Genomic DNA, 25,785 nt, shown 5'->3' with positions numbered 1-25,785 from the left:
TCATGCAAGCGGCAAGCCGACACGATGGCATCGTCATTCCGCCCCAGTCGCCGGGCGACGGACGCTTTTCCGACAATATCGTGTTCTTTGGGCGAACGCTTCGAAAAGCCGGGTTGAAGATTGGCCCAGGCGCAATCGCCGACGCGATCGCGGCGGTCGAGATGATCGGCGTTGGGTCGCGAGAGGAATTCCACGCCGCGCTGCTCGCCGTCTTTGTGAAGCGCCACGAGGACAAAGCCGTTTTCGATGAAGTGTTCCGGCTGTTCTGGCGCTCCCGAAATCTCGTTGAAAAGATGATTGCGATGATGTCTCCCCGTGCGCCGGACGCGCGTGAGAAGGAGAAGGCAAGACCCGGTGAAAGCCGGGCCAGCGACGCGCTTCTCGGTGAACGGCAGGACAACCGGCCGCCGCGCGATGAACCGGATGTGGAGATCGACGCACGCTTCACCATGTCCGGCAGCGAAGTCTTCCGCCGAATGGACTTTGCTCAGATGTCTGCGCTCGAAATTGCTGCCGCCAAGAAGGCGCTCGCCGGATTGACGCTGCCTCTCGACAGGGTTCGCACCCGCCGCTTCGAGCTGTCGCATAGGCATGCCGACATCGATCCGCGGGCTACGATGCGGGCTGCTTTGCGCAACGGCGGCTCGCTGATCCTGCCTCGCTATCGCGAGGTGCGGGAGATCCAGCCGCCGTTGGTCGTGCTTGCGGATATCTCGGGCTCCATGAGCCAATACACGCGAATCTTCCTGCACTTCCTGCATGTGCTCACAGAGAAGAGGCGGCATGTTCATACCTTTCTCTTCGGGACGAGGCTGACCAACGTCAGCCGTCAGATGCGCCACAAGGATCCGGACGAGGCGATGGACGAATGCGCCGCCGCGGTGAAAGACTGGTCTGGCGGAACTCGCATCGGGGAGACACTGAAGGAATTCAACCGCTTGTGGGCGCGACGCGTACTGGGGCAGGGCGCTGTCGTGCTTCTGATCACCGACGGGCTGGAGCGCGAGGGAACGGAATTGCTGACCATGGAGATGGGCCGGCTGCACCGATCCTGTCGACGGCTCATTTGGCTCAATCCTCTGCTTCGGTTCGATGGGTTTGAGCCCCGGGCACGCGGCGTTCGCGCCATGCTGCCCCATGTCGATGAGTTCCGTCCGGTTCACAATCTGTCGTCACTCGGCGATCTTGCAGCAGCGCTCGGCGCAAAGCGATCCGGTTTGTATGATCCACGGCGGTATCTTGAAAAGCTGAAAGGTGGCGCATGACGGACGATCTGTCACCCCTCGATCCGCTGATGGCGGCGGAGGCATGGAAGAACGGCGGGCGTGATGTCGCGATCGCTACCGTCATCGAGACCTGGGGTTCTGCGCCACGTCCCGTCGGAAGCCATCTGGTTATCGATCACGACGGCAACTTCGAAGGGTCGGTTTCGGGCGGCTGCGTCGAAGGTGCGGTCATCGCCGAGGCGCTGGACGTCATTGCTGATGGCAAGGGCAGGATGCTCGAGTTCGGCGTCGCGGACGAGACGGCGTGGCGTGTCGGCCTTTCCTGCGGGGGGCGGATCCGTGTGTATGTCGAAAGGCTTGACTGATGGATGGGACTAGCCTCAGACGCCTCAACGAAGCACGGCGGGACCGCAGAGCTGTCGCTTTGATCACCGATCTCGACAGCGGCGGCGCTGTCGTCGCGCTGGAGGGGGACGATCCGGGCATCGCCCTGCGCCCCGCGATCGAGGCTGCCTTTCGTTCCGGAAGATCGAATCTCGTTGAGGCGGAAGGGCGGACATATTTCATCAATGTCCATCTGCCGCCCGCGCATATTGTGATTGTCGGCGCGGTTCATATCAGCCAGGTTCTTGCCAAGATGGCAACGCTTGCGGGCTTTGACGTGAGGATCATCGATCCGCGAACGGCGTTTGCGACGCCGGAACGTTTCGAAGGAGTTGATCTTGCGGCCGATTGGCCTGTCGATGCATTCAAGGATCGGCCGCTCGACGCCTTTGCTGCGCTTGTCGCTGTCACGCATGATCCGAAGATTGACGATTTTCCTATCGTCGAGGCGTTGCGGGTCGGCTGTTTCTATGTGGGTGCGCTCGGCAGCCGCAAGACACATGCGGCGCGCCTCGAGCGGCTCCGCAGCCAAGGCGCCGAGGAGGCTGCGCTCGGGATAATACATGCGCCCATTGGGCTTGCCATCGGCGCGGCGAACCCGGCGGAGATCGCTGTCGCCATCCTTGCGGAAATCGTCCAATCCCTGCGATCGCGTGATCTCGCGTCACCGAAAGGTGACGTGCGATGAGGTTCGGTGAGTTTCCTGTCGAAGATGCAGAGGATTTCGTGCTTGCCCATGCCGTGAAACTGCCTGACGGGACGCTTGCGAAGGGGCATCGGCTGCAGCGTGCAGATATTGCCAGATTGCGGGCCGCCGCTGTTTCCAACGTGATCGCAGCTCGTCTTGACCCCGGCGACATCGGCGAGGACGAAGCTGCGCAGAGGCTGGCGAACGCCATTGGCCGCGATCATATGCGCTTCTCGGAGGCGGCGACCGGGCGGGTCAACGTCTATTCCACGACAGAGGGTCTTTTCGTCGCCAATCGGCATGCCGTCGATCGGTTGAACCGGATCGATCCCGGCATTACACTTGCCTGCCTTGCCGACCATGTGCCGGTGAAGACGGGCGACATGGTCGCGACATTCAAGATCATTCCACTCGCCGTGCCCGGCGGCAAGATCGAGATCGCCTGCGAGGCGTTGCAAGCCGAGACCGTTTTTCAGGTCAAGCCGTTTGCGGCGCATTCGGTTTGGTTGATCGCGACCGAGCTGCCCTCGCTCAAGGCGGCGGTGATGGACAAGACAGCGCGCCTCCTCACACGGCGCCTTGCAGCTTCGGGCAGCAGGCTTGCGAGGGAAGAGCGGGTGGCGCATCGTGTGGAGCCTGTCGCCGTGGCCATCCGCAAGGCGTCCGATGCTCCAGGGTCAGACCTGAAATTGATTGTTGTCTTCGGCGCATCAGCGGTGATCGATCAGGAGGATGTTATTCCGGCCGCCATACGGCGGGCGGGTGGCGAGGTGATACAGGTCGGTATGCCGGTCGATCCCGGTAACCTGCTCGTTCTCGGCCGTGTCGGCGATACCCCGGTGATCGGCGCGCCTGGCTGTGCCCGCAGTCCCAAGGAAAATGGGTTTGATTGGGTGCTGGATCGCATTCTGGCCGGCGAGCATCCCGACGCACTCGATATCAGCAGCATGGGCGTCGGAGGCCTCCTCATGGAAATACGATCGCGCCCGCGTCTTCGCGATGCGGAAGACCACCCGGGCGCGTCGGCAAAGGTTGCTGCGCTGATCCTTGCTGCGGGAAAAGCGAGCCGGATGGGCAAGGGCGGTGCGCACAAGCTGCTTGCGGAGTTCGATGGTGTGCCGCTGGTCAGGCGCTGCGCGCTTGCCGCGATCGACAGCGGGGCTTCGTCGGTCAGCGTCGTCACAGGGCATCGGCAATCGGAGATAGAAGCCGCGCTCTCCGGACTGGAGCTGGACGCCGTTCACAATCCGGATTTTGCATCCGGCATGGCGTCATCGCTGGTAGCCGGGTTCACGTCGGAGGTGGCCAAGCAAGCGGACGGGATCCTGGTGATGCTGGCCGATATGCCCGACGTCTCCACTGCCGATCTCAACGCCCTGATGGAGGCCTTCCGGCAGGTGCATGGGCAAGCCATCGTGCGCGCTGTTTCGCGCGGCAAGCGCGGCAATCCGGTCATTCTGCCACGACAGCTATTCGACGCAGTGACGCGGCTGGAGGGCGACGTCGGCGCCCGCCATATCGTCGAGACAGCGGGATTGCCGGTTGTCGATGTTGACATCGGGGACAGCGCGCATCTGGATGTCGACACGCCGGAGGAAGTGATCGCAGCGGGCGGCATATTGAAGGAATAGTCTATGGACGCGGCAGCAATCGAAGAGATGTTTCAAGGGCTTGGGCCGGTAACGATCAAGCGAATGTTTGGCGGCAAGGGGATTTATCATCTCGGCCGGATCGTCGCGCTGGAGGTTCGCGGCGAAATGCTGCTGAAGGCTGACGAGAAAAGCGCGCCGGAGTTTTCGGCCGCCGGTGCATCCCAGTGGTCTTACGATGGCAAGAAAGGCAATCCCGTGAAGATGCCCTATTGGTCGATACCCGAGGATGCCTATGACGATCCTGACGTCATGGCGAAATGGGTACGTCTTGCCTACGAAGCAGCGCTAAGAGCTGAATAGAGTTTTCTCAGGAGAACTGTTCGGCATCGAGATGGGCAATCGCGGCCTGCGCGAAAGCCGAGAGTGGCAGGGGCAGGTCTCTGCGCGTGAACCAGCCGAAGCTGGAAAGCTTGTCGGGTTCTGTAAGCTGTGGTTCACCTTGAAAATCTGCGGCGATGTAGAGCAGCGAAATCCAGTGATGCCCGTCCGTCTCGGTGATGAGTTCGGCCGGACCGAGCAGCTCGACGCGACCAATTTTAAGGCCGGTTTCTTCTTCGGCCTCGCGCCGGGCGGCCTGTTCGGCAGGCTCCATATGATCCACCTTGCCGCCCACGATGCTCCAGTGGTCGGCTTCAGGCGCGCGCAGGCGCCTGTAGAGCAGGATCTTCCGATCACGCAAAATCACCAGGCCCACGCCGAGGCCCGGAAAATCAATGCCTGGCTGACCCATCGCAGATCAGATCTTGGCGTTGGCCGTGATCAGCATGAATGCGGGGATTTCGTCGCCAAAACCAACCGGGGTCGGGCCGTCGTCGTGATCGCGGTAGCGGCGGCGCTCGCGGTTGTCGTCGTTTGCCGGATACGGCCGACTGTTGCGCGCATTGTTGTGCGGCTTGTTGTGGTCTGCTTTGCGCTCTTGCTTCACGCTTTCGGCCTTTGCTGGTGCTGCTGCGGCTACTTCGATCGTCTCGACGTCATTATGCTCGACGGCGATATCAGATTTATGACCCGAGCGGCTCTTGCCCCGGCCACGGTCCTTATCCCGCTCGCGACCCTTGCGGCGGGAGCGATCGTCATCGCGGCTGGGTTCAGCTGGCGGCAACGCGGAAAGATCGCCACTATGCCATTCGACCTTCTCGCCGATCAGCTTTTCAATCGCCTCGACATGTTTCTGGTCGTGGCGGGTGACGATGGTGAAGGCAGCGCCGGAACGGCCTGCGCGGCCTGTACGGCCGATGCGATGCACGTAATCCTCAGCATGGATCGGCACATCGAAGTTGAAAACGTGGCTCACATCAGGAATGTCGAGGCCACGAGCGGCAACGTCGGACGCCACTAGGAGCTGGAGCTGACCGTCGCGGAAACTCTGCAGCATCATCGTGCGCGAACGCTGATCCATGTCACCATGCAGAGCGCCGACGGAAAAGCCGTGGCGCTCCAGAGACCTGAACAAATCAGCGACATCTTTTTTGCGATTGCAGAAGATGATTGCGTTCTTCAGTTCTTCCTGGGCCCGGACGAGGTCGCGCAGAACGGAGCGCTTCTCATAGTCCTTGCCATGGGAGGCAATAAAGCGCTGGGTAATGTTCGTGGCCGCGGAAGCTGGCTTGGCGACTTCGATGCGCTCAGGGTTCTGCAGGAAGCGATCCGCCAGCTTCTGGATTTCAGGCGGCATCGTTGCCGAGAAGAACAGCGTCTGGCGCGTGAACGGGATCATCTTGGCGATGCGTTCGATATCTGGAATGAAACCCATGTCAAGCATGCGGTCGGCTTCGTCGATGACGAGAATTTCGACACCGCTCATCAGCAGCTTGCCGCGCTCGAAGTGGTCAAGCAGGCGGCCGGGCGTGCAGATCAGAACGTCGGCACCGCGCTCAAGCTTGCGATCCTGGTCTTCGAACGATACGCCGCCGATCAGCAGTGCAACGTTGAGACGGTGGTTCTTGCCATATTTTTCGAAGTTCTCCGCGACCTGTGCGGCGAGTTCGCGCGTCGGCTCCAGGATCAGCGTGCGCGGCATGCGAGCGCGGGCGCGGCCTTTTTCCAGAAGCGACAGCATCGGCAGCACGAACGAAGCGGTTTTGCCCGTTCCCGTTTGTGCGATGCCACAGATGTCGCGGCGCTGAAGAGCAAACGGAATTGCACCAGCCTGGATAGGGGTTGGCACCGTGTAGCCCGCGTCGGTGACAGCGGAAAGCACTTTTTGGCTTAGGCCAAGATCAGCAAATGTCGTCAAAGGGAAAACTGTTTCCGTTCCGGTTCGGCCGGACTCAGGTTGAGTCGGCGTGATTGCATGCCGCAATGCAGCGCGACATAGGCCCAAATGGCCGTGAAGTCAAGGAATAGGAGTGTTGCGAGTGGTGTAGAGGTAAAGGCGTGGTTAGTACAATTAATTATATTTAAGGGTCGCGCAGCAAATGCACTGTCGGCTGCCAAAGCCTTGCACATGCCCGATCCCGTTCAGCAAGCCAAAGGGTGGCTGCATCGGCCCTCGGTATAGCACCGATCAATGTTTGCGAGTCGCTTCGAAAGCATGGCTGCCCGGCTAGAACCAGACATCTGCGACCACGCGCCCATCCGGCGGGAGGTCTTCAAAGCTGTGGAGGCCGTCGAAGCGTTGCAGCCTGATGTCGGCCACTTCAGTCGGCTCCGCAAGACGAAGGTTCACCGCGATCCGCGTCCGGCCGCTGTCGTTTGGTCTCAAGCCGCGCCAGCTCACGAGGTTGCCGCAGAACCTGCAGAAATTGAAGGAAATCGTCTGCGAGCCACAGATGTAGGCGACGGCAGCACCGCTCTGGTCCTCGACTTGAACGTCATGGCCGTCATACCCGTAGGCCCAGAGTACGCCATAGCGGCGACAAACCGTGCAGTTGCAGATTGTCGCATCCGGAATTGCTCCTCGAAATTCCCAATGAACCGCTCCACAATGACAGGAGCCACGGGTTGTCTTGGGCACATTTTGCTGCATGCGGACTGCTCCCATCCACGACGCTTAGCTGATGTTCGTCTACCGCAGTCGACACAGGCGCGATAACTGCGATTGCGCCCAGTCGCGCGCAAGGTCCCGGGTATCCGAAAGGCCCGACAAAAGGCTACCCAACTCGCCGCCGATTTCAATATCGGCGTTCGTTATTCTGCATGCGCCGACATCGACGGATGCGGTGGCGACAACTTCGCTCTCAATCGACGGTGTTTGAAAAAGGGCATCTGGTCCAGTCTCGCAGCTTACCAGGGCAGTAGCCCTAATCGTCGAAAGGCCGTCTCCGTTCGAACAAACATCCGCGGACAAGACCTCGAAGCTTCTCGTGTGATTTGGCCCCATGGGGAGTTGTTCACATAACTGGGCCGAAGCCATTGCGCGCGCGATCCCGGGCCACTCCGGGCTCGTGGTTGCCGACCTGCAACTTGCCCAAGCGGGAGTTAGCGACATCGCGAAAAGAGCGGCGGAAACCCAGACCACTTTGCATAACCTCTCGCCAGGCTTCATGCTCTTCTCCCAGATATTCCGCCCCAGGCAAGGATAAAACCCTCAATATCGGAGTTTTTGATGGCGCTGTTGGCATATCGTCCAGGGAGTGGTGTGGCGCGTCGGCCAACCGTTCGCGTCCAATGGGCCGCTACCCAGCGCCCCATGCTGCCGATCTCGCGCAACGAAGGGTCAATGGTAGCGCGGAGCAGGGCGGTTACTTTATATAGCTGGCAAGCTTCATGCCCGCATTCATGAAGTAGATTGGATCGACAGCGCGCCCATCCTGCCGCACTTCATAGTGCAGGTGCGTACCGGTGGAGCGGCCGGTGCTGCCGGCAAGCCCGATGACATTCTGGCGGTCGACGGTGTCGCCGATCTTGACCAGGATTTCGGACAAGTGGCCGTAGCGCGTGGATATGCCGTTGCCGTGATCAACTTCAACCATATTGCCGTAGCCGCCGGTCCAGCCTGCCGCAACGACTTTTCCGGGGGCCGTCGGGCGCACTTTCTCTCCGGGCGAAAATCGAAAGTCGATGCCGGAGTGCAGGGCAAGGCGCCCCAGGAAGGGGTCGCGCCGGTTGCCGAAAGGACTGGTGATTTCCTTGCCGATCGCCGGGCTCTGAAACGGAAGCGCTGCCGCCGTGTTGCGGATCGCTTCGAGACGGGTGAGGGCGCTATCGAGTTGGGTTAGCGACGTGTCGAAATCATCGTCGCTCTCAGGTTCGACATAAGGGCCGCCGACTGCATTTTCGTCTCCGGCGTTGATACCGGCTGTCTCCGCCGGCACGGCTATGCGAAAGCGCGTCAGTATGCGCGAGATTGCGTCCGCGGTGTCGCTGGCGTCGTTGGTCAACTGGGCGACCCGATCGCGTTGCCTCTGTTCGACACCTTTCAGCGACAACGTTACCTTTGAAAAGACGCGATCGGCCCGGTCGCCGATCGTTTCACGCGCGGGGACATAGGCAAGCGTCGTATTGTCAGGTGTCGCGTCGGCCGGGTCCGCGCTCTTCGCAAGCTGTTTCTCTATGGCCTGCATGGGGCCGGAAAGTGCGGCTCGCTTGTCCTTGGCATCCGGTGCATAGGATTGTGCGGGCAGGTCCTTCTTCTCGTTCAGGCCGGAGCTTTCGGCGCGATCGAGCAGAGAACCCAGTTTTCCGTGGCGAGACGTCAGCGCCATCTGCTGTTCCATCAGCTTGTCGACCTTGTCCTCGACGACCTGCTGGTCGAGCAGTTGGCGCGATGTTACACGATCAACCTGCGCTCTGAGGGCCGCTATCCGATCCTCATAATCGTGCTGCATGCGGGCCTGACGCGCCATCGTTGCGCCGATAAGGTCGTCGCGCAGAACCAGATAGGAAGTAGCCAGCAGATAGGCGATGGCGAACACGCCGACGAAACAAAAGGTGAGCGCGGCCATCCACGGCTTGACCGTGAGGTGACGGACTCGGTCGCCGCTTGCGAGGATCAGGATATGTTCCTGTTTTCGCTTGCCGAATACGCGGCTCTGCTGTGCGTGCGTCACGGAGAATCTCCCAATTGACGGCCATGCCTCAATTGCCTTGATTACACACGGTTAAGGTTAATAAATACTTAGATCGACCTACGGGCGCACGCGGCTCACGCATGGCTAGCCGCGCACAAGCGATGTCGTTGAATGGTGGCTTCAGCGGACCGCGGAAATTGGCGCGCACAAGTTTATGTAAGGTCCTGGAGGGATCGCGCTTTTCGCGGGCGCAGAGGAAGCGAGACCATTTGGCGCCAATGGCGACATGTCCTTTCTCGTCATTGTAGATCACGTCCAGTGCGCGATCGCGCAGAAAAGCGCGATCCTGCCCTTGAGCGTATGGGAGCGCTTCTTCACTTGCGCGGGGTCGAGTGAGCTCCGGCTTCGCCGGCCGGCCGGGGCGCTCCGGCAAGGCTGCGTCGAGCGGCGAACGCAACGAAAGCTAGCGCGCAAACCAGCGCGTTGCCGTTTCCTGTGCAAGTGCCGTCTTCCGGTTGAGATMAGTCGCGCCTATAGCGATGATCGCGCCGCCTCGGAGCGATGGGATCGGCGACGTTGAGCTCATTTTGCGAGGTTCTGGACGGCCGCCAGCACAGCTTCTGCGTGGCCGGGTACCTTCACCTTTTGCCAGATCGTGCCAATCGTGCCGTCAGCACGGACCAGGAATGTCGTGCGTTCGACGCCCATGAAGCTGCGGCCGTACATCCTCTTCTGCTTCCAGACGCCATAGGCTTCGAGAGTGGTCCGTTCCTCGTCGGAGGCAAGGACGACCGACAGGCTATGCTTCTTGATGAAGCGATCGTGGCACTGAACGGAATCGGGCGACATGCCGACGACTGTCGTGCCGGTCTTTCCGAACTCCTCGGAAAGCGCCGTGAATGCCAGCGATTCGGCCGTGCAGCCAGACGTGTCGTCCTTTGGATAGAAAAACAGCACCAGCGGTCTACCGTGGAAATCTGTCAGTTTCACGCGGCCTCCGCCGTCACGAGGAAGATCGAAGTCAGGCGCGCTGGAACCGATACCGATATCCGCCATGGTGAAACCTTTCTTTTGCCGGGTTTATGGATAACAGGTGATTTGCCAGATATATATCGGACCAATATGCGTCCAGACCAGTCTGGTCCAAACCACAAGATACGGAGTTAGGCGAGGCGCATGTCGGCGATCCGCGGCGAAAAGATTACATTTCGCAAAAAAGATATGGTCGCCCTGCACGAGCTTCCCTCCGCGCAGGCAGAAGAGCCTATGATCGTGCATTGCCCGCCGGCGCGTTCTCGCGCCCGGCGAACGGCAAACTTCGCGGGAGGCTGTATCGGGATACTGATCTTTATTTTTGCGGCCGTCATCTTCACGGTCGAAAGCGGTGTTTTCGATGAGACGCTCTCAAGGCAGGCTCAAGCCGCCCTGAACTCGGCCATTGGCCCACGCTACCGAGCCGAAGTCGGTTCCACGGTTATTCGTTTCACCTCGAACATGCGGCTCGCGCTCGAGGCCCGCAACGTCGTCATGATAGACGAAGAAAGCGGCCAACACCTGTCGACGACCGGTGCGATGCGGATTGCTCTCGACCCGCTGCAGCTGTTCCGCGGGCGAATCGCGATCGGGCAGGTCGAGGCGGAGAATATCGCGCTCGACACCGCGCTTCTGCCATCGGGAAAGCCCCTCAAGCTGGAGGATATGCGCATCGACGCAATTCCAGCGGCGATGGAAGCGGCTTTCGATCAGCTCGACATGATCGACAGCTTCGTTGAACGCGGCGGAACGCGATCGGTGAAATTAGAAGGTATCGACATCAAACTTGGTGATACCGCCAACGGGCCGCTGGCGATCGTGGTCGATAGTCTGACGTTTTCCAGGAACGAGCAGAACGCGCTGCAACTTGACGGCGAGATCTCAATTAATGGTCAGGACGCGACCCTGAGCGTCGTCACGGACAGGTCAGGCGGACGCACTTCCAGGCTGACGGGTCAGTTGGCCAACGCCGATCTGGCACCGTTCACGCTCAAGCGCAACACGCTCGGCCAGATCCGGCAGGGTATTGACGGTTTCGCCGACCTGTTGATTTCGGCTGTCCGGACGGGAGAAACTTCGAAGCCTTCGCTTGCGGCTGCGATCGACCTCAAGCCGGGCAAACTTTATATGGACGGTGACGCGCAGGAACTGAGCGGTGGCCGGATCAATCTCGCCTATGATTTTTCCAAGGAAACGCTGGAGATTGGGCGCTCGCTGGCTCAGTTTGGCGCCACCACCATTCCCTTGAACGGTGCTCTCATCGATCTGGACAAGATCGACGCCTCGGCGGGGAAAGGTTTCGGCGTCGATCTTCTGATCAGCGGCGGCACTGCGGCGGCAACCGGGCCGGGCGAGCAGTCGCTTGCCTTCGATGTACAGGCCACCGGCAGGTATTATGTCGCATCCCGTGAACTTCAGTTTGCCAACATGACGGCATCTAGCGCGGCCGGATCGCTGTACGGCTCGCTGCATGTGCGCTTCGGGGATGTTTCCCCGGAAATCAGCTTTGTCGGAAAGTCGCAGCAATTGCAGACGACGGCCATCAAGCAGCTCTGGCCGTTCTGGATGGCGACCAAGGCGCGAGACTGGGTAGAACGCAATCTGTTCGGCGGAACGGTGACGGACGCTTCGATCTCCGTTTTCATTCCGTCCGGGCGGCTTGACGAAGCCATCGGCAAGGGGCTGAAACTGGATGAGAAGCAGATCCAGATCGCCTTCGATATTGCTGGCGCGCGTATGAACGTCAGCGGCGACATACCGCCTATCCGTGACACCAATGCGCATTTTGATCTGACTGGCCCCAAGGCGACGATCTCGATCAAGAGCGGCAAGTCGTTCTTCCCATCGGGGCGTTCGGTGGATATCGGGGAGGGAACCTTCGTCCTGCCCTCGACCTACGACAAGCCACTCATGGCGGAAATCAATCTGCCGATTTCAGGTGCTGCGGACGCGATCGGGGAGCTCCTGACCTACAAGCCTGTACAGGTTCTGCAGCGCGCCGGTTTCGTGCCTGAGGACCTGAAGGGCCAGATAGCTGCCAACGTTCAGGCGCGCATCGGTCTCGTTTCCTCGCAGAACCCGCCCCCAGCCGAATGGAAGGCGTCGTTGCGGCTGCAAGATGTCGATGTCGCAAAGCCGATCTCGGGCAGGAAAATTACAAGTCTTGACGGCGTTCTCACCGCCGATCCGAAACAGGTCAGCCTTGATGGCAAGGGCAATATCGATGGTATCCCGGCGACTATCGAGCTCACCGAGCCGACGGACAAATCGTCGGACGTGCAGCCGCAGCAGACGATCAGCGCGACGCTGAGCAACAATCAACGGGAGAAATTCCTGCCAGGTCTATCGAATATGATCGATGGCCCTATCGGCGTGGAACTCAATCGCCTCGACAAGGATCGGCAGGCTGTTTCGCTCGACCTTGCAAAGGCGCGGCTTGATCTGCCCTGGATCGGCTGGTCCAAGGGAAGCGGCATCGGGGCCAACGCGACCTTCGAGATTTCCGGACAGGACGATAACCAGCAGATCAGGAGCTTTGTCCTGAAGGGCGACGGATTTGGCGCCAATGGGGCGCTTTCGCTGAGTAAGGGGAATCTCCTCAAGGCAGACTTCGACAGCGTGAAACTGTCGTCGCTCGATGACTTTGCCGTTTCTCTCAAACGCAACAAGGGAAGCATCGATGTTTCCATTTCCGGAAGCAGCGCCGACGTACGCCCGATCATCGCAAGAATGAAGTCCGGCAGCGGGCAGGGCGACGGCAGGAGCGACGGAAGCTTTTCGGTTCGAGCAAAACTCGACCGCGTTATCGGCTTCAACGACGAGAAACTGCGAAATGTCGAAGCTGCCTATTCAGCTCAGGGCAGCCGCATTCTATCGCTCAATCTAACCGGCGTGACCGACGGCGGCGAAGCTGTGGTCGCTCAGACCCAGGCTGGCGGCGTGATCAACGTGACCAGCGGGGATGCCGGCGCGGTTTCACGGTTTGCAGACCTCTACCAGCATATGAGGGGCGGACTGCTCAACATGGCCATCCGTCTGGGCGCAGGCGACGACTGGGATGGATCGATCGATGTCCGGCGCTTTTCGCTCGTCAACGAGCAGCGTTTGCATTCGATCGTATCGACGCCGGTCGGCCAGGAGCAGCGAAGCCTGAACTCAGCAGTCAAGCGCACCATCGACACATCCGCGCAACGTTTCCAACGCGGTTTTGCCCGTATCTTCTCGCAGGGCGGAGTGGTCAGCGTGGAAAACGGCGTGGCACGCGGCGATCAGGTCGGCGCCGTCTTCCAGGGGGTACTGAGGGACCAGCGCGGAAACATGGACATGACGGGAACGTTCATGCCTGCCTATGGTCTCAACCGCCTGTTTGCCGAGTTGCCGATCATCGGCATTATCCTCGGCAACGGAACGGACCGGGGGCTCATCGGCATTACCTTCAAGCTGACAGGCAAGTTGGAGGCGCCAAATCTGGTGGTCAATCCCTTGTCGATCATCGCGCCCGGCGTTTTCCGCAATATCTTCGAATTTCAGTAGGCGCAAAAAAGCCGGCACACACGGCCGGCTTTTTCATCATATCCTGTAATCGCTCGTTCAGGCCGCGCGCCGGATGAGGATATGCTTCTTCTTTCCGAGTGAGAGCTTGATGACCCCATCGGAGGTGATCTCGCCGCTACCGATCAGCTTGCGCTCGTCGCTGACAGCCTGATCGTTGACCCGAACGGCGCCGCCCTGGACGTGACGACGAGCTTCGCCGTTCGAGGCGGCAAGGCCGGCACGTACGATGAGCGAAAGCAGGCCGATGCCAGCATCGAGTTCAGCCGCGGGTACCTCGACCGAAGGCAGGTTTTCGGCGAGGCTGCCTTCCTCGAAAGTCTTGCGGGCGGTCTCGGCGGCCAGCTCTGCCGCCGGGCGACCGTGCAGGATCGCGGTCACTTCGGTCGCCAGGATCTTCTTGACCTCGTTGAGCTCGGAGCCAGCGAGAGCGGACAGGCGCGAGATTTCAGCCATCGGCAGCGTCGTGAACAGTTTCAGGAAGCGCGGTACGTCCGCGTCTTCGGTGTTGCGCCAGTACTGCCAGAAATCATAGACCGGCAGCAGTTCGGCGTTGAGCCACACGGCTCCCGATGCGGACTTGCCCATCTTGGCGCCGGAGGATGTCGTCAGAAGCGGCGAGGTCAGCGCGTAGAGCTGCTGTGTCCCCATGCGGTGACCGAGATCGATCCCGTTGACGATGTTGCCCCACTGATCCGAACCGCCCATCTGCAGACGGCAGTCGTAGCGCTTTGCCAATTCAACGAAGTCGTAGGCCTGCAGGATCATGTAGTTGAACTCAAGGAACGACAGCGATTGCTCACGATCAAGGCGTGTCTTGACGCTATCAAACGACAGCATTCGGTTGACCGAGAAGTGACGACCGACGTCACGCAGGAATTCGAGGTAGTTGAGCGAACGCAGCCATTCCGCATTGTTGATCATGAGGGCCGCATTGGCAGGTTTGCTGTAGTCGAGATAGTTGGCGAAGCAGCGCTTGATGGAGGCGATGTTTTCCTCAATCGTCTCAATCGTCATCAACTTGCGCGCCTCTTCCTTGAAAGAGGGATCGCCGACCATGCCGGTACCACCGCCCATCAACGAAATGGGCCGATGGCCGGTCGCCTGCAGCCAGTGCAGCATCATGATCTGGGTCAAGTGACCGACGTGCAGGCTCGATGCAGTCGGGTCATAGCCGATATAGGCCGTCACGGTTTCCTTGGCGAAGAGGTCGTCGAGGCCGGATTCATCGGAAATCTGATGAATGAAGCCGCGTTCTTTCAACGTGCGGAGGAAATCGGATTTGAACTCGGACATGACCTTTTGCTCTCGGATCAGGATTTTCGGATTGGCTATTGTTGAAGCGTCGCGGCGCGTTTAGCACTGTTTTGCCGATCAGTCACCATTTGGTGGGAATCTTCCAGCGAGGGACAATGGGGAACATACGCACCGCAATCGGACTGATGAGCGGAACGTCTATGGACGGGATCGATGTTGCGCTGCTGCGCACGGACGGCGACGCGATCGTCGCGCGCGGCCCATTCCTCGGCGTTGCCTATGATGTCGGCTTTCGGGCCCGGCTGAAGCAGGCGCTCGAGCAGGCGAAGGCCATCACGCGGCGTGAACAGCGACCGGGCGAGCTTGCGCAGGTCGAGCGGGACCTTACGTTACGTCATGTATCTGCCGTCAGGGAATTTCTCACCCTGAACGACCTTGATGTGGCCGCGATCGACGTTGTCGGCTTTCATGGTCAGACGGTGCTGCACAGGCCGGATCAGGCCCTGACAGTGCAGATCGGTGATGGCGCCTTGCTGGCGCGTGAGACTGGCATCACCGTGGTCCATGACCTCAGGGCCAATGACATGGTGCATGGCGGCCAGGGAGCGCCGCTGGTTCCGGTCTACCATGCAGCACTCGCAAGCACTCTCAAGGACGCAAGGTTGCCGGTCTGTTTCGTCAACATCGGCGGGATTTCGAACCTCACCTATATCGGCGCCGACGGACTGATTGTCGGTTATGACAGCGGGCCGGGCAATACGCTGATCGACCAATGGGTCGAAACCCATGCCGGTATCCCATTCGATCAGGGCGGCATGATTGCATCGGAAGGCAAGGTCATTGACGGCTTGGCGGATAGCTACCTGAACAGCCCCTTTTTCACGGCCGGGAAACGGCGGTCGCTGGATCGAAACGATTTTCAGCCGCCCTCCGGGGCCGACGCAGAGCTTGCGGATGGGGCAAGGACGCTTGCCTACGTTGCGGCGGCATCGATCATCAAATCGGCACGTCACCTGCCGGTGATGCCGACGCTGTATGTCGTCTGCGGCGGCGGCCGGCTTAACCGCATCCTGATGAACGACCTGGCGGCTCTTGCCCGCCAACAGGGCGCGGATGTGATGTCGGCCGAGGAGGCTGGCTTCGACGGCGATGCTATGGAGGCGGAGGCCTGGGCCTATCTCGCTGTTCGATCGCTCAACGGATTGCCTCTGACATTTCCGGGCACGACGGGCGTCCGTGAACCGGTCAGTGGCGGGGTTGTCACGGCGAGACGCTAGTGTCGACGCTGTTGGCACCCAATCTAGGGAAAATCGGCATGCGAAGCCGCATGCCGGTCATCATCGACGGGATATCCTGTCCGGCGTTCGAGGTGTCCGCCGGGATGCGAGCAGCCTAGCGGATGCGCTTGGCTGCCGGTTCCGGGACGAGTTCGCCATTGAGGCGGCGATCGAGGTAGTCCTCGCATTCGCCCATCAGCGTTTCCACCTGGCCGTTGAAGAAGTGGTTGGCGCCCGGCACTGTTCGGTGCGTGATCAGGATACCCTTCTGTGTCTTCAGCTTCTCGACGAGGCCGTTCACGTCCTTCTCCGGTGCCACCTTGTCGGCATCGCCGTTGATGATCAGGCCGGAAGACGGGCAGGGCGCCAGGAACGAAAAATCGTAGGTGTTCGGCTGCGGAGCAATCGACATGAAGCCTTCGATCTCTGGGCGGCGCATCAGAAGCTGCATTCCGATCCACGAGCCGAAAGAATAGCCGGCGACCCAACAGGTCTTCGAATCAGGATGCAGGCTCTGCACCCAGTCAAGGGCTGACGCGGCATCGGAAAGTTCGCCAGCGCCGTGGTCGAACTCGCCCTGGCTGCGGCCGATTCCCCGGAAGTTGAAGCGCAACGTCGTAAAGCCGCGCTTCTGGAACATGTAGAAGAGCTGGTAGACGATCTGGTTGTTCATCGTGCCGCCGAACTGGGGGTGCGGGTGCAGAATGAGGGCAATCGGCGCGCTTTTTTCCTTGGAGGGCTGGTAGCGGCCTTCAAGGCGGCCTGCGGGGCCGTTGAAAATGACTTCGGGCATCGGTACTCCGGCTTTTRTTTCTTCGCGTTCACACTGCGCAGACTTGACGAACGTTGTCAGCTTTTCTAAAACGCAGTTTAGAACAATTCGAAACTTGTATGGCGATCCACGCATTGTGGATGTGTCATAAGGCAAGCCCGGCGGACTTTTCAAGGAAAATGAGCCGAGGCGCCTCGCAAGGACCTAGCCCAGGACGAAAGATCATGGCGCCAGCACGCCTTTATCTCGATTGGAACGCGACATCGCCGCTGCATCCAGCAGCGCGGGAAGCGGTTCTGCGCGCGCTCGATCTCTTCGGCAATCCGAACTCCGTACATCGAGAAGGTCGTGTCGTGCGCGCCGCTGTTGAAAGCGCACGCCGACAGGTGGCGACTTTGACCGGCGCCGATCCGGCGCATGTGATCTTTACCAGCGGTGCCACAGAGGCAGCCAATATGGCGTTGACGCCCGATTTCCGGATGGGCCGCACGCCGCTTGTCATCAGTCATCTCTATTGTTCGGCAATCGAGCATCCGGCGGTGCGCGAGGGTGGCCGTTTTTCGAAGGCCAGCATGACGGAGGTCGCCGTGACGTCGTCTGGCGTCGTCGATCTCGAAGCGCTGCGCTCGCTGCTTGCTGTGCACGACATGTCGGCCGGCCTACCGATGGTCGCCATCATGCTGGTCAACAATGAAACCGGCATCGTTCAGCCGATTAAAGAGGCGGCCGAGATCGTGCACGCCCATGGCGGTCTTCTCGTGGTGGACGCCGTTCAGGCGGCAGGCCGGCTGAAGCTCGATATCGGTGATCTCGGCGCAGACCTCATGATCGTCTCGTCGCACAAGATCGGCGGCCCCAAGGGCGCCGGCGCGCTTGTCACTCGCGGCGAGGTTTTGATGCCTCGCCCCCTCATACACGGCGGAGGCCAGGAGAAGGGTCACCGGTCGGGGACCGAGAATTCGCTGGCGGTGATCGGCTTTGGCGCTGCCGCGCAGGCTGCCACCGGTGACTTCGAGGAGCGAAACCAGACCGTGTCGCGATTGCGCGACCGCCTGGAGGCCGGAATGCGCCTCGCTGCGCCTGATGTCATCATCTACGGCGCAGATGAAGTGCGCGTTTCGAACACGACGTTTTTCACGCTTCCGGGGTTGAAGGCCGAGACGGGACAGATCGCTTTCGATCTCGAGGGAGTGGCACTTTCGGCAGGCTCTGCCTGCTCCTCCGGGAAGGTCGGCGAAAGCCACGTCCTGACCGCCATGGGCCACGATCCGAAGCTGGGCGCGCTGCGCATCTCGCTCGGCTTTGCGACAACGGACGCAGACATCGCCGAGGCGGTTGCCGCCTTCACGAAAATTGCCGCCCGGCGCAAGCCGGCGGGCGAGGCGGCATGACCGTTTCATAAATTTGCCGAAACGCAAATTTCCGCTTGCCATTCGGGCTGAAAAGTCCCTTTTGGCCACTTACATAAAGGGCAAGCCAAATTGCCCGAACGACAAGCTGCCGGACCTTTTATCCGGCAAGATTGGAGAACGACATGCCCGCCGTCCAGGAAACCGTTGATCGCGTCCGCGAGATCGATGTTGACCAGTACAAATACGGTTTCGAGACCATCATCGAAATGGACAAGGCGCCCAAGGGCTTGTCCGAGGAGATTATCCGCTTCATTTCCGCCAAGAAGCAGGAGCCGGAATGGATGCTGGAGTGGCGCCTTGAAGCCTACAAGCGCTGGCTGACGCTTGAAGAGCCGACTTGGGCGCGCGTCGACTATCCGAAGATCGATTTCAACGACATCTATTACTACGCCGCGCCGAAGAGCACGCCGGGTCCGAAGTCGCTTGACGAGGTCGATCCGGAACTCCTGAAGGTCTACGAAAAGCTCGGCATTCCGCTCATGGAGCAGGAAATCCTCGCCGGCGTCGAGAAGCCCCGGATCGCAGTTGATGCTGTCTTCGATTCGGTCTCGGTCGTTACGACTTTCAAGGACGAGCTGAAGAAGGCCGGCGTGATCTTCATGTCGATCTCCGAAGCCATCCGCGAACATCCCGAACTGGTGAAGAAGTACCTCGGCTCCGTGGTGCCGACGAGCGACAACTACTACGCAACGCTGAACTCGGCAGTCTTCACGGATGGCTCGTTCGTGTTCGTGCCAAAGGGCGTTCGTTGCCCGATGGAATTGTCCACCTACTTCCGCATCAACGAGAAGGGCACCGGCCAGTTCGAACGCACGCTGATCATCGCGGAGGACGGTGCCTACGTCTCTTATCTCGAAGGCTGCACGGCGCCGCAGCGCGACGAAAACCAGTTGCATGCTGCCGTCGTCGAACTCATTGCTTTTGATGACGCCGAAATCAAGTACTCCACCGTCCAGAACTGGTATCCGGGCGACGCACAGGGCAAGGGCGGCATCTACAACTTCGTCACGAAGCGCGGCGATTGCCGCGGCGACCGGTCGAAGATCTCATGGACGCAGGTCGAAACCGGCTCGGCGATCACCTGGAAGTACCCTTCCTGCATCCTGCGCGGCGACGACAGCCGTGGCGAATTCTACTCCATCGCGGTTTCCAACGGCCATCAGCAGATCGACAGCGGCACCAAGATGATCCACCTCGGCAAGAACACGTCGAGCCGCATTGTTTCCAAGGGCATTGCGGCCGGCGTCTCGCAGAACACCTATCGCGGCCAGGTTTCGGCCCACCGCAAGGCTTCGAACGCGCGCAACTTCACGCAGTGCGATTCGCTCTTGATCGGCGACAAGTGCGGCGCGCACACGGTGCCATACATCGAGGCGAAGAATTCGACGGCGCAGTTCGAGCACGAAGCGACGACCTCAAAGATCTCCGAAGACCAGCTGTTCTACTGCCTGCAGCGCGGCATCCCGACAGAAGCTGCGATCGCACTGATCGTCAACGGCTTCGTCAAGGAAGTCCTGCAGGAGTTGCCGATGGAATTCGCCATCGAGGCGCAGAAGCTGATCAGCATCTCGCTCGAAGGCAGCGTCGGCTGACGCCAACACAATTGACATGCGAAGACGCGCTGGTCGCGTCTCTCTCCGAACGTTTTTCTATGGGACACGACCATGCTTGAAATCAAGAACCTACATGCCCGCATCGCCGAAGACGGCACCGAAATCATCCGCGGTTTGAACCTGACGGTGAAGGCCGGCGAAGTGGCCGCCATCATGGGGCCGAACGGCTCCGGCAAGTCGACGCTGTCCTACATCCTGTCCGGCCGCGAAGACTATGAAGTGACCGAAGGCGACATTCTTTACAACGGCGAGAGCATCCTCGAGCTCGACGCTGCCGAGCGTGCCTCGAAGGGCATCTTCCTTGCCTTCCAGTATCCGGTCGAAATCCCGGGCGTTGCCACCATGCAGTTCCTGAAGGTTGCCATGAACGAGCAGCGCAAGGCGCGCGGCGAAGAAGAGCTGAAGACGCCCGACTTCATGCGCCTTGTCAAGGATGCTGCGGCCAAGCTGCAGATCAACACCGAGATGCTGAAGCGTCCGCTGAACGTCGGGTTCTCAGGCGGCGAAAAGAAGCGCGCCGAGATTTTGCAGATGGCGCTGCTGCAGCCGCAGCTTTGTGTGCTCGACGAGACCGATAGCGGTCTCGACATCGACGCGCTGAAGATCGTCGCCGACGGGGTGAACGCGCTGCGTTCACCCGATCGCGCGGTCATCGTCATCACCCACTACCAGCGTCTCTTGGACTACATCGTGCCGGATACCGTTCACGTTCTCTACAAGGGCCAGGTGATCAAGTCGGGCGACAAGACGCTGGCGCATGAACTGGAAGCCAATGGCTACGCCGACATCATTGGAGCGGCAGCCTGATACAGGCGGAAAGGACGAGTCTCATGAACATGCAGACGACGAGCCGCCTGACCGCCGCGGAAGCGGCGCTCATCGAGGCTTTCAACAACCAGATTGGCGAACTGCCCGGCGACGGCGCGGTCATCGCCATCCGCGACCGGCTGCTGGACGACCTGAAGAAGTCAGGTCTGCCGACGCGTCGTATAGAGGCCTGGCACTACACCGACCTCAAGAACCTTTTGCGCGCCATCCCGGCGCAGGCTGGTGATCCTGGTTCGGAAGCGCGGGATCCGCTTGTCGAAGGTTCTCAGGTGCTAGCAGTGATCCAGGGTACGGCCAATCGCCATGGACAGGCAGCAGGTCTCGATATCTCGCCATATTCGGCGCAACTTTCGAATGGCTCTGCCGCAGTCAGCCTCGGTGCGCTCGACAAAGACGACGCAGTCGGGCGGATCAACGGCAGCTTCGTGCGCGACGGCTATGTCATCGACGTACCTGCCGGGATGGAGCTGAAGGAACCGCTGGAAATCCAGTTCGTTCACGCTGGCGGCGAGGCACATACACGACTTCCGGTGAATTTCCGTTCCGCCGTCAAGGCGACGGTGATCGAGCGTCACCTGTCAGTGACGCCAGACGCGGCGCTCTTGTCTCACGTCAGTGACATCACCGTCGGCGAGGGCACCGAGCTCACCTGGATCATCCTGCAGCAGCAGGGCGTAGAAGATACGCATCTGGGCCAGATCCGCGTCGATCTCGGTGCCGACGCCAAGCTGAAGCTGTTTGTCATCAATGCCGGCGGAAAGCTGGTGCGACAGGAGCTGCACATTAGCGTAACCGGCGAGGGCGCCGATCTGACGCTTCGCGGCATCAATCTTCTCGGCGCCGAAACCCACACCGACGTGACAATGGTGCTCGGCCATAACGTGCCGCATACGGGCTCGACGGAAGTGATCCGCAATGTGGTCTTCGATCGCGCCAGGGGCATATTCCAAGGCATGATCAGGGTCGCACCGGACGCGCAGAAGACCGACGCCAAGATGGCGTGCAACACGCTGCTGATGTCTGACGACGCGGAATTTTCGGTGAAGCCGGAGCTCGAGATCTTCGCCGACGACGTTCAGTGCGGCCACGGTGCGACCGTTGCCGATATCGACCACAACCACCTATACTACCTCATGGCGCGCGGCATTCCGGAGAACAAGGCGCGGGCAATGCTCGTCAACGCCTTCGTCGCCGAGATCGTCGAGGAACTGGATGACGAAGCCCTGGTCGAGGCGCTGGAAGGCGTGATCTCGACCTGGCTCGAAAAGCACGCCTGATCGGATCGCATCATGGACAAGATAGTGCCGGCCACCGCTTACGACGTCGAAGCCATTCGTAAGGATTTCCCGATCCTTGCCAGGGAAGTCTATGGCAAGCCGCTGGTTTATCTGGACAACGGCGCCTCCGCACAGAAGCCGCAGGCCGTCATCGACGCCGTTTCGCATGCCTATTCGAACGAATATGCGAATGTGCATCGCGGGTTGCACTTCCTCTCGAATGCCGCCACCGACGCATATGAGGGCGCGCGCGAAAAAGTGCGGCGCTTCCTGAATGCACCTGACGTCAACGACATCGTCTTCACGAAGTCATCGACCGAAGCGATAAACACGGTGGCTTACGGCTGGGGCATGCCGAAGATCGGCGAGGGCGACGAGATCGTCCTTTCGATCATGGAGCATCACTCTAATATCGTGCCCTGGCATTTCATCCGCGAGCGGCAGGGCGCCAAGCTCGTCTGGGTTCCTGTCGACGACGAGGGCGCGTTCCATATCGAGGATTTCGAGAAGAGCCTGACAGAGCGCACCAAGCTCGTCGCGATCACGCATATGTCGAATGCGCTCGGCACTGTCGTGCCAGTGAAGGAAATCTGCCGCATCGCGCATGAGCGCGGTATTCCCGTGCTCGTCGACGGCTCGCAGGGAGCCGTGCACATGCCCGTCGATGTCCAGGACATCGATTGCGACTGGTACGTGATGACCGGCCACAAGCTCTACGGCCCGTCCGGTATCGGCGTGCTTTACGGCAAGAAGGATCGGTTGCGCGAGATGCGCCCGTTCCAGGGTGGCGGAGAGATGATCTTCGAGGTGACGGAAGACAACGTCACCTACAACGAACCGCCGCATCGCTTCGAAGCAGGCACGCCGCCGATCGTTCAGGCGATCGGCCTCGGCTACGCGCTGGATTACATGGACAAGATCGGCCGCGAGGCGATCGCACGCCATGAAGCCGATCTGGCGGCCTATGCGGCCGAGCGGCTCCAATCCGTCAATGCGCTGCGTGTCTTTGGGACTGCGCCCGGCAAAGGTGGTATATTCTCCTTCGAGCTTGCGGGCATCCACGCCCACGACGTCTCGATGGTGATCGACCGGCAGGGCGTTGCGGTGCGCGCCGGCACCCATTGTGCGATGCCGCTCTTGAAACGCTTCGGCGTCACCTCCACATGCCGTGCGTCCTTCGGAATGTACAATACCCGTGCCGAGGTCGATGCCTTGGCCGATGCGCTGGAATATGCGCGCAAGTTCTTTGCTTAAGGAGTGTCCGTATGAGCCTGGACGAAAGCGAACAGAAGATCGACGTGCGCGAGGGCATCGTGCATTCCAGCATTCCGGCAGACGAGCTGGCGCGGCTCAGTGATGATGTCATTTCTGCGCTGAAGACCGTCTATGACCCGGAAATCCCGGCCGACATCTTCGAGCTTGGTCTGATCTACAAGATCGACATCGAAGACGACCGCATGGTGAAGATCATGATGACGCTGACGGCGCCCGGTTGCCCTGTCGCCGGCGAGATGCCGGGCTGGGTCGAAAATGCCGTCGGTGCCGTTGAAGGCGTGTCTGGCGTGGACGTCGCGATGACCTTCGATCCGCCGTGGACGCCTGAGCGCATGTCGGAAGAGGCGCAGGTTGCTGTCGGCTGGTATTGAAGCCTGAAGCCGCACGCTTTACATTAAGACTCGAAGCGCCGGATCTTGACCCCGGTGATGTCTAAGAATGGCGTCGATTGATCCGAGCCGAAAACACTTTTCGGATCGATGCCAGAGGAGAATGAGCCGATGGGCTTTGCAGTGATGAGCATGACGGATGGTGCCGCGGCACGCGTGAAGGCGATCATCGAAAATTCCGGACCGGATGCCAAGGGTATCCGGATTGGAATCAAGAAGGGTGGTTGCGCGGGGATGGAATATACCATCGACATGGTAACCGAACCCGATGCCCGGGACGACCTGATTGAGCGCGACGGCGCCAAGGTATGGATTGAGCCGTCTGCGGTTCTCTATCTGCTCGGCACCGAAATGGGCTTCGAATCGACAACGCTTCGCTCAGGCTTCACCTTTACCAATCCGAACCAGACGTCTGCCTGCGGCTGCGGCGAATCCGTCGAGCTGAAGCCTGCCGATCTGGCAGCGCTCGCAGCGCGCGGCGACGCCGTGGTGCCTGCGCACTGATTGTCACATTCTCTCGGATTTTATCGCAGGCCGCCGTTTCCGGCGGCCTTTTTCGTTGCGATGGTTCCCCAGGCGGTTAGAGAGCTTGCAAAGAGCCGCAGGCTGACGGCTGCGGATAAGGAATCGATTGAAGAATGCTATTGCTGTTCCTGAAAGGCGCTCTGCTGGGTGTCATCATCACCGCGCCGCTTGGGCCGATCGGAATGCTCTGCGTCAACCGGACACTGGAACGCGGGTTCCTGGCTGGGTTCTCCTGCGGATTGGGAACGGCGGTCGGTGACGCGAGCTATGCGCTGGTTGCCGTCACGGGCATCGCTGTCTTTGCCGAGACCATGTCGGCAGCTACCTTGCCGCTTGCGATCGGCGGCGGGGTGCTGCTGGTCTGGCTTGGCTATCGCGGATTGACACACGATCCGGTCGAGGCCGTCGATATCGGCACCGGCGGACTGCTTGCCACCACGGTCGCTACCTTCCTGCTGACAATCTCGAACCCGGCGACGATTCTCTCCTTCGGGGCGCTGTTTGCCGGCTTTGGTTTGATGGACGAGACGCGGCGCTTCAGTTCTGCCGCTATCGTCGGCGGGGTGTTCTCAGGTTCGCTGGCCTGGTGGTTCTTCCTCAGCGGCGCCGTCAGTCTGGCGCGGGAGCGTCTGTCGGAGAATTTCACGGTCAAGGTGATGCGGGGAACGAGCTACCTGCTCATCCTCTTCGGTTTTATCGCGCTGGGGTCGGCCGCTTATACCCTTCTCAAGTGAGTCATTCGCGGTTGCGTTGAGCAAGGCTTAGTCGCGCTTGATGCTCATTAGCATGTCCCACATGTCCGCACCGGTTTCGAAGACCACGGCATTGGCCTTGTAGCTCTGTGCCGCCTCGACAAGGTCAGCAATTTCCATGCCGAGATCGACACTGGTCTGCGTCGGCGTAGCGCCAGCGGTCGGGGCGACCACAGCGTGAATGCCGCCGTTGATGCCTGCTGCTTGGAGACTGGTGTTCAGTCTGCTGTATCCCGGCGTGCTGCTGTTAGCGACGTTTCCGGCAATCGAGCCGATCCTCGTCGTTTGCGCCTGCATTCCCGATAGAGCCGTGTTCATGACGCCCGATACACTCACCCGCAATCCCTCGCCCGTTGAATGAAAACCTTGTACCCGCAAGGATTTAGCGAATGCTGAAGGCGTTGCGTTAGCAAATCACCAGCCGCGGGCGTCGAGCGGCGAAAGATGTTCCGGATTAGGACAGGAATGCCATGCCATATTACGCGTTCGTTGCCGCATTGGTCTGTTTCCAAGCTTGGATGCAAGTTCGGACCGCCGGGGAATAAGAGATCGAAGCGGCCATGCAGTGGCCGGGAGAGGGGACGGCCGGCGACCTCAGTCAGCCTTCATGTCAATGCCGGCTTCGACAGCGGCTGCGATGAAGGCCTTGCGAGCCTCCTCGTTGGTGCGCTTGCCCTTGATGACGTCAGCGCAGACCAGCAGGGCTCTGTCGAGCGCAGGGCCATCTTCCGTCGGCCAATCCTCGATCATCGCCCAGGAGGCGGCCTGGGTAGTCGCTATGGTCACGTATTTGCCCGGTTCTTCCAGCGCAAGCAGCACCGGCTTCGGCCAGAGTGCCTGAGTGAGATCGCTGTCGGATTTTGCCATGGCGCTCGTGCCTTGTTTTTGCGTCGCGGGGTTTGCGGTGGTGCGGATGCTTACC

The 25,785-nt window shown here is 60.3% G+C and carries 24 protein-coding genes and 1 pseudogene; 15 read left to right on the top strand and 10 right to left on the bottom strand.

Annotation, left to right across the window (positions count from 1 at the left end; translation table 11 throughout):
• Positions 1–2 precede the first annotated feature (2 nt).
• The 5 genes from AC1DMK_RS02830 to AC1DMK_RS02810 are packed head-to-tail and all read left to right on the top strand — an operon-like array spanning position 3 to position 4,250.
• Positions 3–1,265: a vWA domain-containing protein gene (locus tag AC1DMK_RS02830; RefSeq protein ID WP_037066409.1), complete on the top strand. Its 1,263-nt coding sequence runs from the start codon at positions 3–5 to the stop codon at positions 1,263–1,265.
• Positions 1,262–1,591: an XdhC family protein gene (locus tag AC1DMK_RS02825; protein WP_037066406.1), complete on the top strand. Its 330-nt coding sequence runs from the start codon at positions 1,262–1,264 to the stop codon at positions 1,589–1,591. The genes AC1DMK_RS02830 and AC1DMK_RS02825 overlap by 4 nt, the downstream gene beginning before the upstream one ends.
• The gene (locus tag AC1DMK_RS02820) at positions 1,591–2,298 is read left to right on the top strand and encodes an XdhC family protein (protein ID WP_037066404.1); all 708 of its coding nucleotides are present in this window, start codon (positions 1,591–1,593) and stop codon (positions 2,296–2,298) included. The genes AC1DMK_RS02825 and AC1DMK_RS02820 overlap by 1 nt, the downstream gene beginning before the upstream one ends.
• A complete protein-coding gene (locus AC1DMK_RS02815) occupies positions 2,295–3,929 on the top strand; it encodes an NTP transferase domain-containing protein (RefSeq protein ID WP_477857001.1) in 1,635 nt (544 codons plus the stop codon). The genes AC1DMK_RS02820 and AC1DMK_RS02815 overlap by 4 nt, the downstream gene beginning before the upstream one ends.
• 3 nt (positions 3,930–3,932) lie before the next feature.
• On the top strand, positions 3,933–4,250 hold the full coding sequence (locus AC1DMK_RS02810) for a TfoX/Sxy family protein (protein ID WP_037066400.1): 318 nt from the start codon (positions 3,933–3,935) through the stop codon (positions 4,248–4,250).
• A gap of 7 nt (positions 4,251–4,257) precedes the next feature.
• Here AC1DMK_RS02810 and AC1DMK_RS02805 read toward each other — a convergent pair whose 3' ends face one another.
• The 6 genes and pseudogenes from AC1DMK_RS02805 to AC1DMK_RS02780 form a co-directional block, all read right to left on the bottom strand.
• Entirely contained in the window at positions 4,258–4,680 is a 423-nt protein-coding gene (locus AC1DMK_RS02805) for an NUDIX domain-containing protein (protein ID WP_037066398.1), read from the bottom strand.
• A gap of 6 nt (positions 4,681–4,686) precedes the next feature.
• Positions 4,687–6,186 carry a DEAD/DEAH box helicase gene (locus AC1DMK_RS02800; protein WP_477857000.1) on the bottom strand — a complete coding sequence of 500 codons (1,500 nt, stop codon included), beginning with the start codon at positions 6,184–6,186 and terminating at the stop codon, positions 4,687–4,689.
• Between the two features lie 309 nt (positions 6,187–6,495).
• On the bottom strand, positions 6,496–6,918 hold the full coding sequence (locus AC1DMK_RS02795; protein ID WP_477856999.1) for a GFA family protein: 423 nt from the start codon (positions 6,916–6,918) through the stop codon (positions 6,496–6,498).
• Between the two features lie 715 nt (positions 6,919–7,633).
• Positions 7,634–8,941, bottom strand: coding sequence for a peptidoglycan DD-metalloendopeptidase family protein (locus tag AC1DMK_RS02790; protein WP_037066388.1), 1,308 nt, complete (start codon positions 8,939–8,941; stop codon positions 7,634–7,636).
• A 28-nt stretch (positions 8,942–8,969) separates the two neighbouring features.
• Positions 8,970–9,488 (bottom strand): annotated as a pseudogene (locus AC1DMK_RS02785) (DUF455 family protein).
• A complete protein-coding gene (locus tag AC1DMK_RS02780; RefSeq protein WP_037066385.1) occupies positions 9,485–9,958 on the bottom strand; it encodes a peroxiredoxin family protein in 474 nt (157 codons plus the stop codon). Before AC1DMK_RS02780 ends, AC1DMK_RS02785 begins: the two are co-directional and overlap by 4 nt.
• A 120-nt stretch (positions 9,959–10,078) precedes the next feature.
• Here AC1DMK_RS02780 and AC1DMK_RS02775 point away from each other — a divergent pair, with 120 nt between their 5' ends.
• Positions 10,079–13,468, top strand: coding sequence for a YhdP family protein (locus tag AC1DMK_RS02775; RefSeq protein ID WP_477856996.1), 3,390 nt, complete (start codon positions 10,079–10,081; stop codon positions 13,466–13,468).
• A gap of 57 nt (positions 13,469–13,525) precedes the next feature.
• Here AC1DMK_RS02775 and tyrS read toward each other — a convergent pair whose 3' ends face one another.
• On the bottom strand, positions 13,526–14,782 hold the full coding sequence (tyrS, locus tag AC1DMK_RS02770) for a tyrosine--tRNA ligase (RefSeq protein WP_037066381.1): 1,257 nt from the start codon (positions 14,780–14,782) through the stop codon (positions 13,526–13,528).
• Positions 14,783–14,898: 116 nt separating this feature from the next.
• On the opposite strand from tyrS, the gene AC1DMK_RS02765 reads away from it, so the two are divergent.
• Positions 14,899–16,020: an anhydro-N-acetylmuramic acid kinase gene (locus AC1DMK_RS02765; protein ID WP_477856994.1), complete on the top strand. Its 1,122-nt coding sequence runs from the start codon at positions 14,899–14,901 to the stop codon at positions 16,018–16,020.
• 115 nt (positions 16,021–16,135) lie between these two features.
• Here the strand turns inward: AC1DMK_RS02765 and AC1DMK_RS02760 are convergent, their stop codons facing one another.
• The gene (locus tag AC1DMK_RS02760) at positions 16,136–16,813 is read right to left on the bottom strand and encodes an alpha/beta hydrolase (protein ID WP_018902229.1); all 678 of its coding nucleotides are present in this window, start codon (positions 16,811–16,813) and stop codon (positions 16,136–16,138) included.
• Positions 16,814–17,016: 203 nt separating this feature from the next.
• On the opposite strand from AC1DMK_RS02760, the gene AC1DMK_RS02755 reads away from it, so the two are divergent.
• The 8 genes from AC1DMK_RS02755 to AC1DMK_RS02720 all read left to right on the top strand — a co-directional run bounded on the left by AC1DMK_RS02755 (position 17,017) and on the right by AC1DMK_RS02720 (position 24,845).
• Positions 17,017–18,183 carry a cysteine desulfurase family protein gene (locus AC1DMK_RS02755; RefSeq protein ID WP_477856992.1) on the top strand — a complete coding sequence of 389 codons (1,167 nt, stop codon included), beginning with the start codon at positions 17,017–17,019 and terminating at the stop codon, positions 18,181–18,183.
• A 143-nt stretch (positions 18,184–18,326) separates the two neighbouring features.
• Positions 18,327–19,796 carry a Fe-S cluster assembly protein SufB gene (gene sufB, locus AC1DMK_RS02750; RefSeq protein WP_477856990.1) on the top strand — a complete coding sequence of 490 codons (1,470 nt, stop codon included), beginning with the start codon at positions 18,327–18,329 and terminating at the stop codon, positions 19,794–19,796.
• A gap of 72 nt (positions 19,797–19,868) precedes the next feature.
• Positions 19,869–20,624 carry a Fe-S cluster assembly ATPase SufC gene (gene sufC / locus AC1DMK_RS02745; RefSeq protein ID WP_037066373.1) on the top strand — a complete coding sequence of 252 codons (756 nt, stop codon included), beginning with the start codon at positions 19,869–19,871 and terminating at the stop codon, positions 20,622–20,624.
• Between the two features lie 23 nt (positions 20,625–20,647).
• Positions 20,648–21,922 carry a Fe-S cluster assembly protein SufD gene (gene sufD / locus AC1DMK_RS02740; protein ID WP_477856988.1) on the top strand — a complete coding sequence of 425 codons (1,275 nt, stop codon included), beginning with the start codon at positions 20,648–20,650 and terminating at the stop codon, positions 21,920–21,922.
• A gap of 12 nt (positions 21,923–21,934) precedes the next feature.
• Entirely contained in the window at positions 21,935–23,176 is a 1,242-nt protein-coding gene (locus AC1DMK_RS02735; protein WP_477856986.1) for a cysteine desulfurase, read from the top strand.
• Positions 23,177–23,187: 11 nt separating this feature from the next.
• Positions 23,188–23,568 carry an SUF system Fe-S cluster assembly protein gene (locus AC1DMK_RS02730; RefSeq protein ID WP_037066365.1) on the top strand — a complete coding sequence of 127 codons (381 nt, stop codon included), beginning with the start codon at positions 23,188–23,190 and terminating at the stop codon, positions 23,566–23,568.
• Between the two features lie 129 nt (positions 23,569–23,697).
• On the top strand, positions 23,698–24,090 hold the full coding sequence (gene sufA, locus AC1DMK_RS02725; RefSeq protein WP_037066363.1) for a Fe-S cluster assembly scaffold SufA: 393 nt from the start codon (positions 23,698–23,700) through the stop codon (positions 24,088–24,090).
• Between the two features lie 134 nt (positions 24,091–24,224).
• On the top strand, positions 24,225–24,845 hold the full coding sequence (locus AC1DMK_RS02720) for a LysE family translocator (protein ID WP_477856984.1): 621 nt from the start codon (positions 24,225–24,227) through the stop codon (positions 24,843–24,845).
• A gap of 27 nt (positions 24,846–24,872) precedes the next feature.
• Here the strand turns inward: AC1DMK_RS02720 and AC1DMK_RS02715 are convergent, their stop codons facing one another.
• Both AC1DMK_RS02715 and AC1DMK_RS02710 read right to left on the bottom strand, forming a co-directional pair.
• Entirely contained in the window at positions 24,873–25,199 is a 327-nt protein-coding gene (locus AC1DMK_RS02715; protein WP_477856982.1) for a flagellar basal body protein, read from the bottom strand.
• Positions 25,200–25,457: 258 nt separating this feature from the next.
• Positions 25,458–25,730 carry a DUF982 domain-containing protein gene (locus AC1DMK_RS02710; protein ID WP_037066356.1) on the bottom strand — a complete coding sequence of 91 codons (273 nt, stop codon included), beginning with the start codon at positions 25,728–25,730 and terminating at the stop codon, positions 25,458–25,460.
• Between the last annotated feature and the right edge of the window lie 55 nt (positions 25,731–25,785).

The organism is Rhizobium sp. 05L419 (genome assembly GCF_056397845.1).
This window is presented reverse-complemented; position numbering and strand designations above follow the sequence as displayed.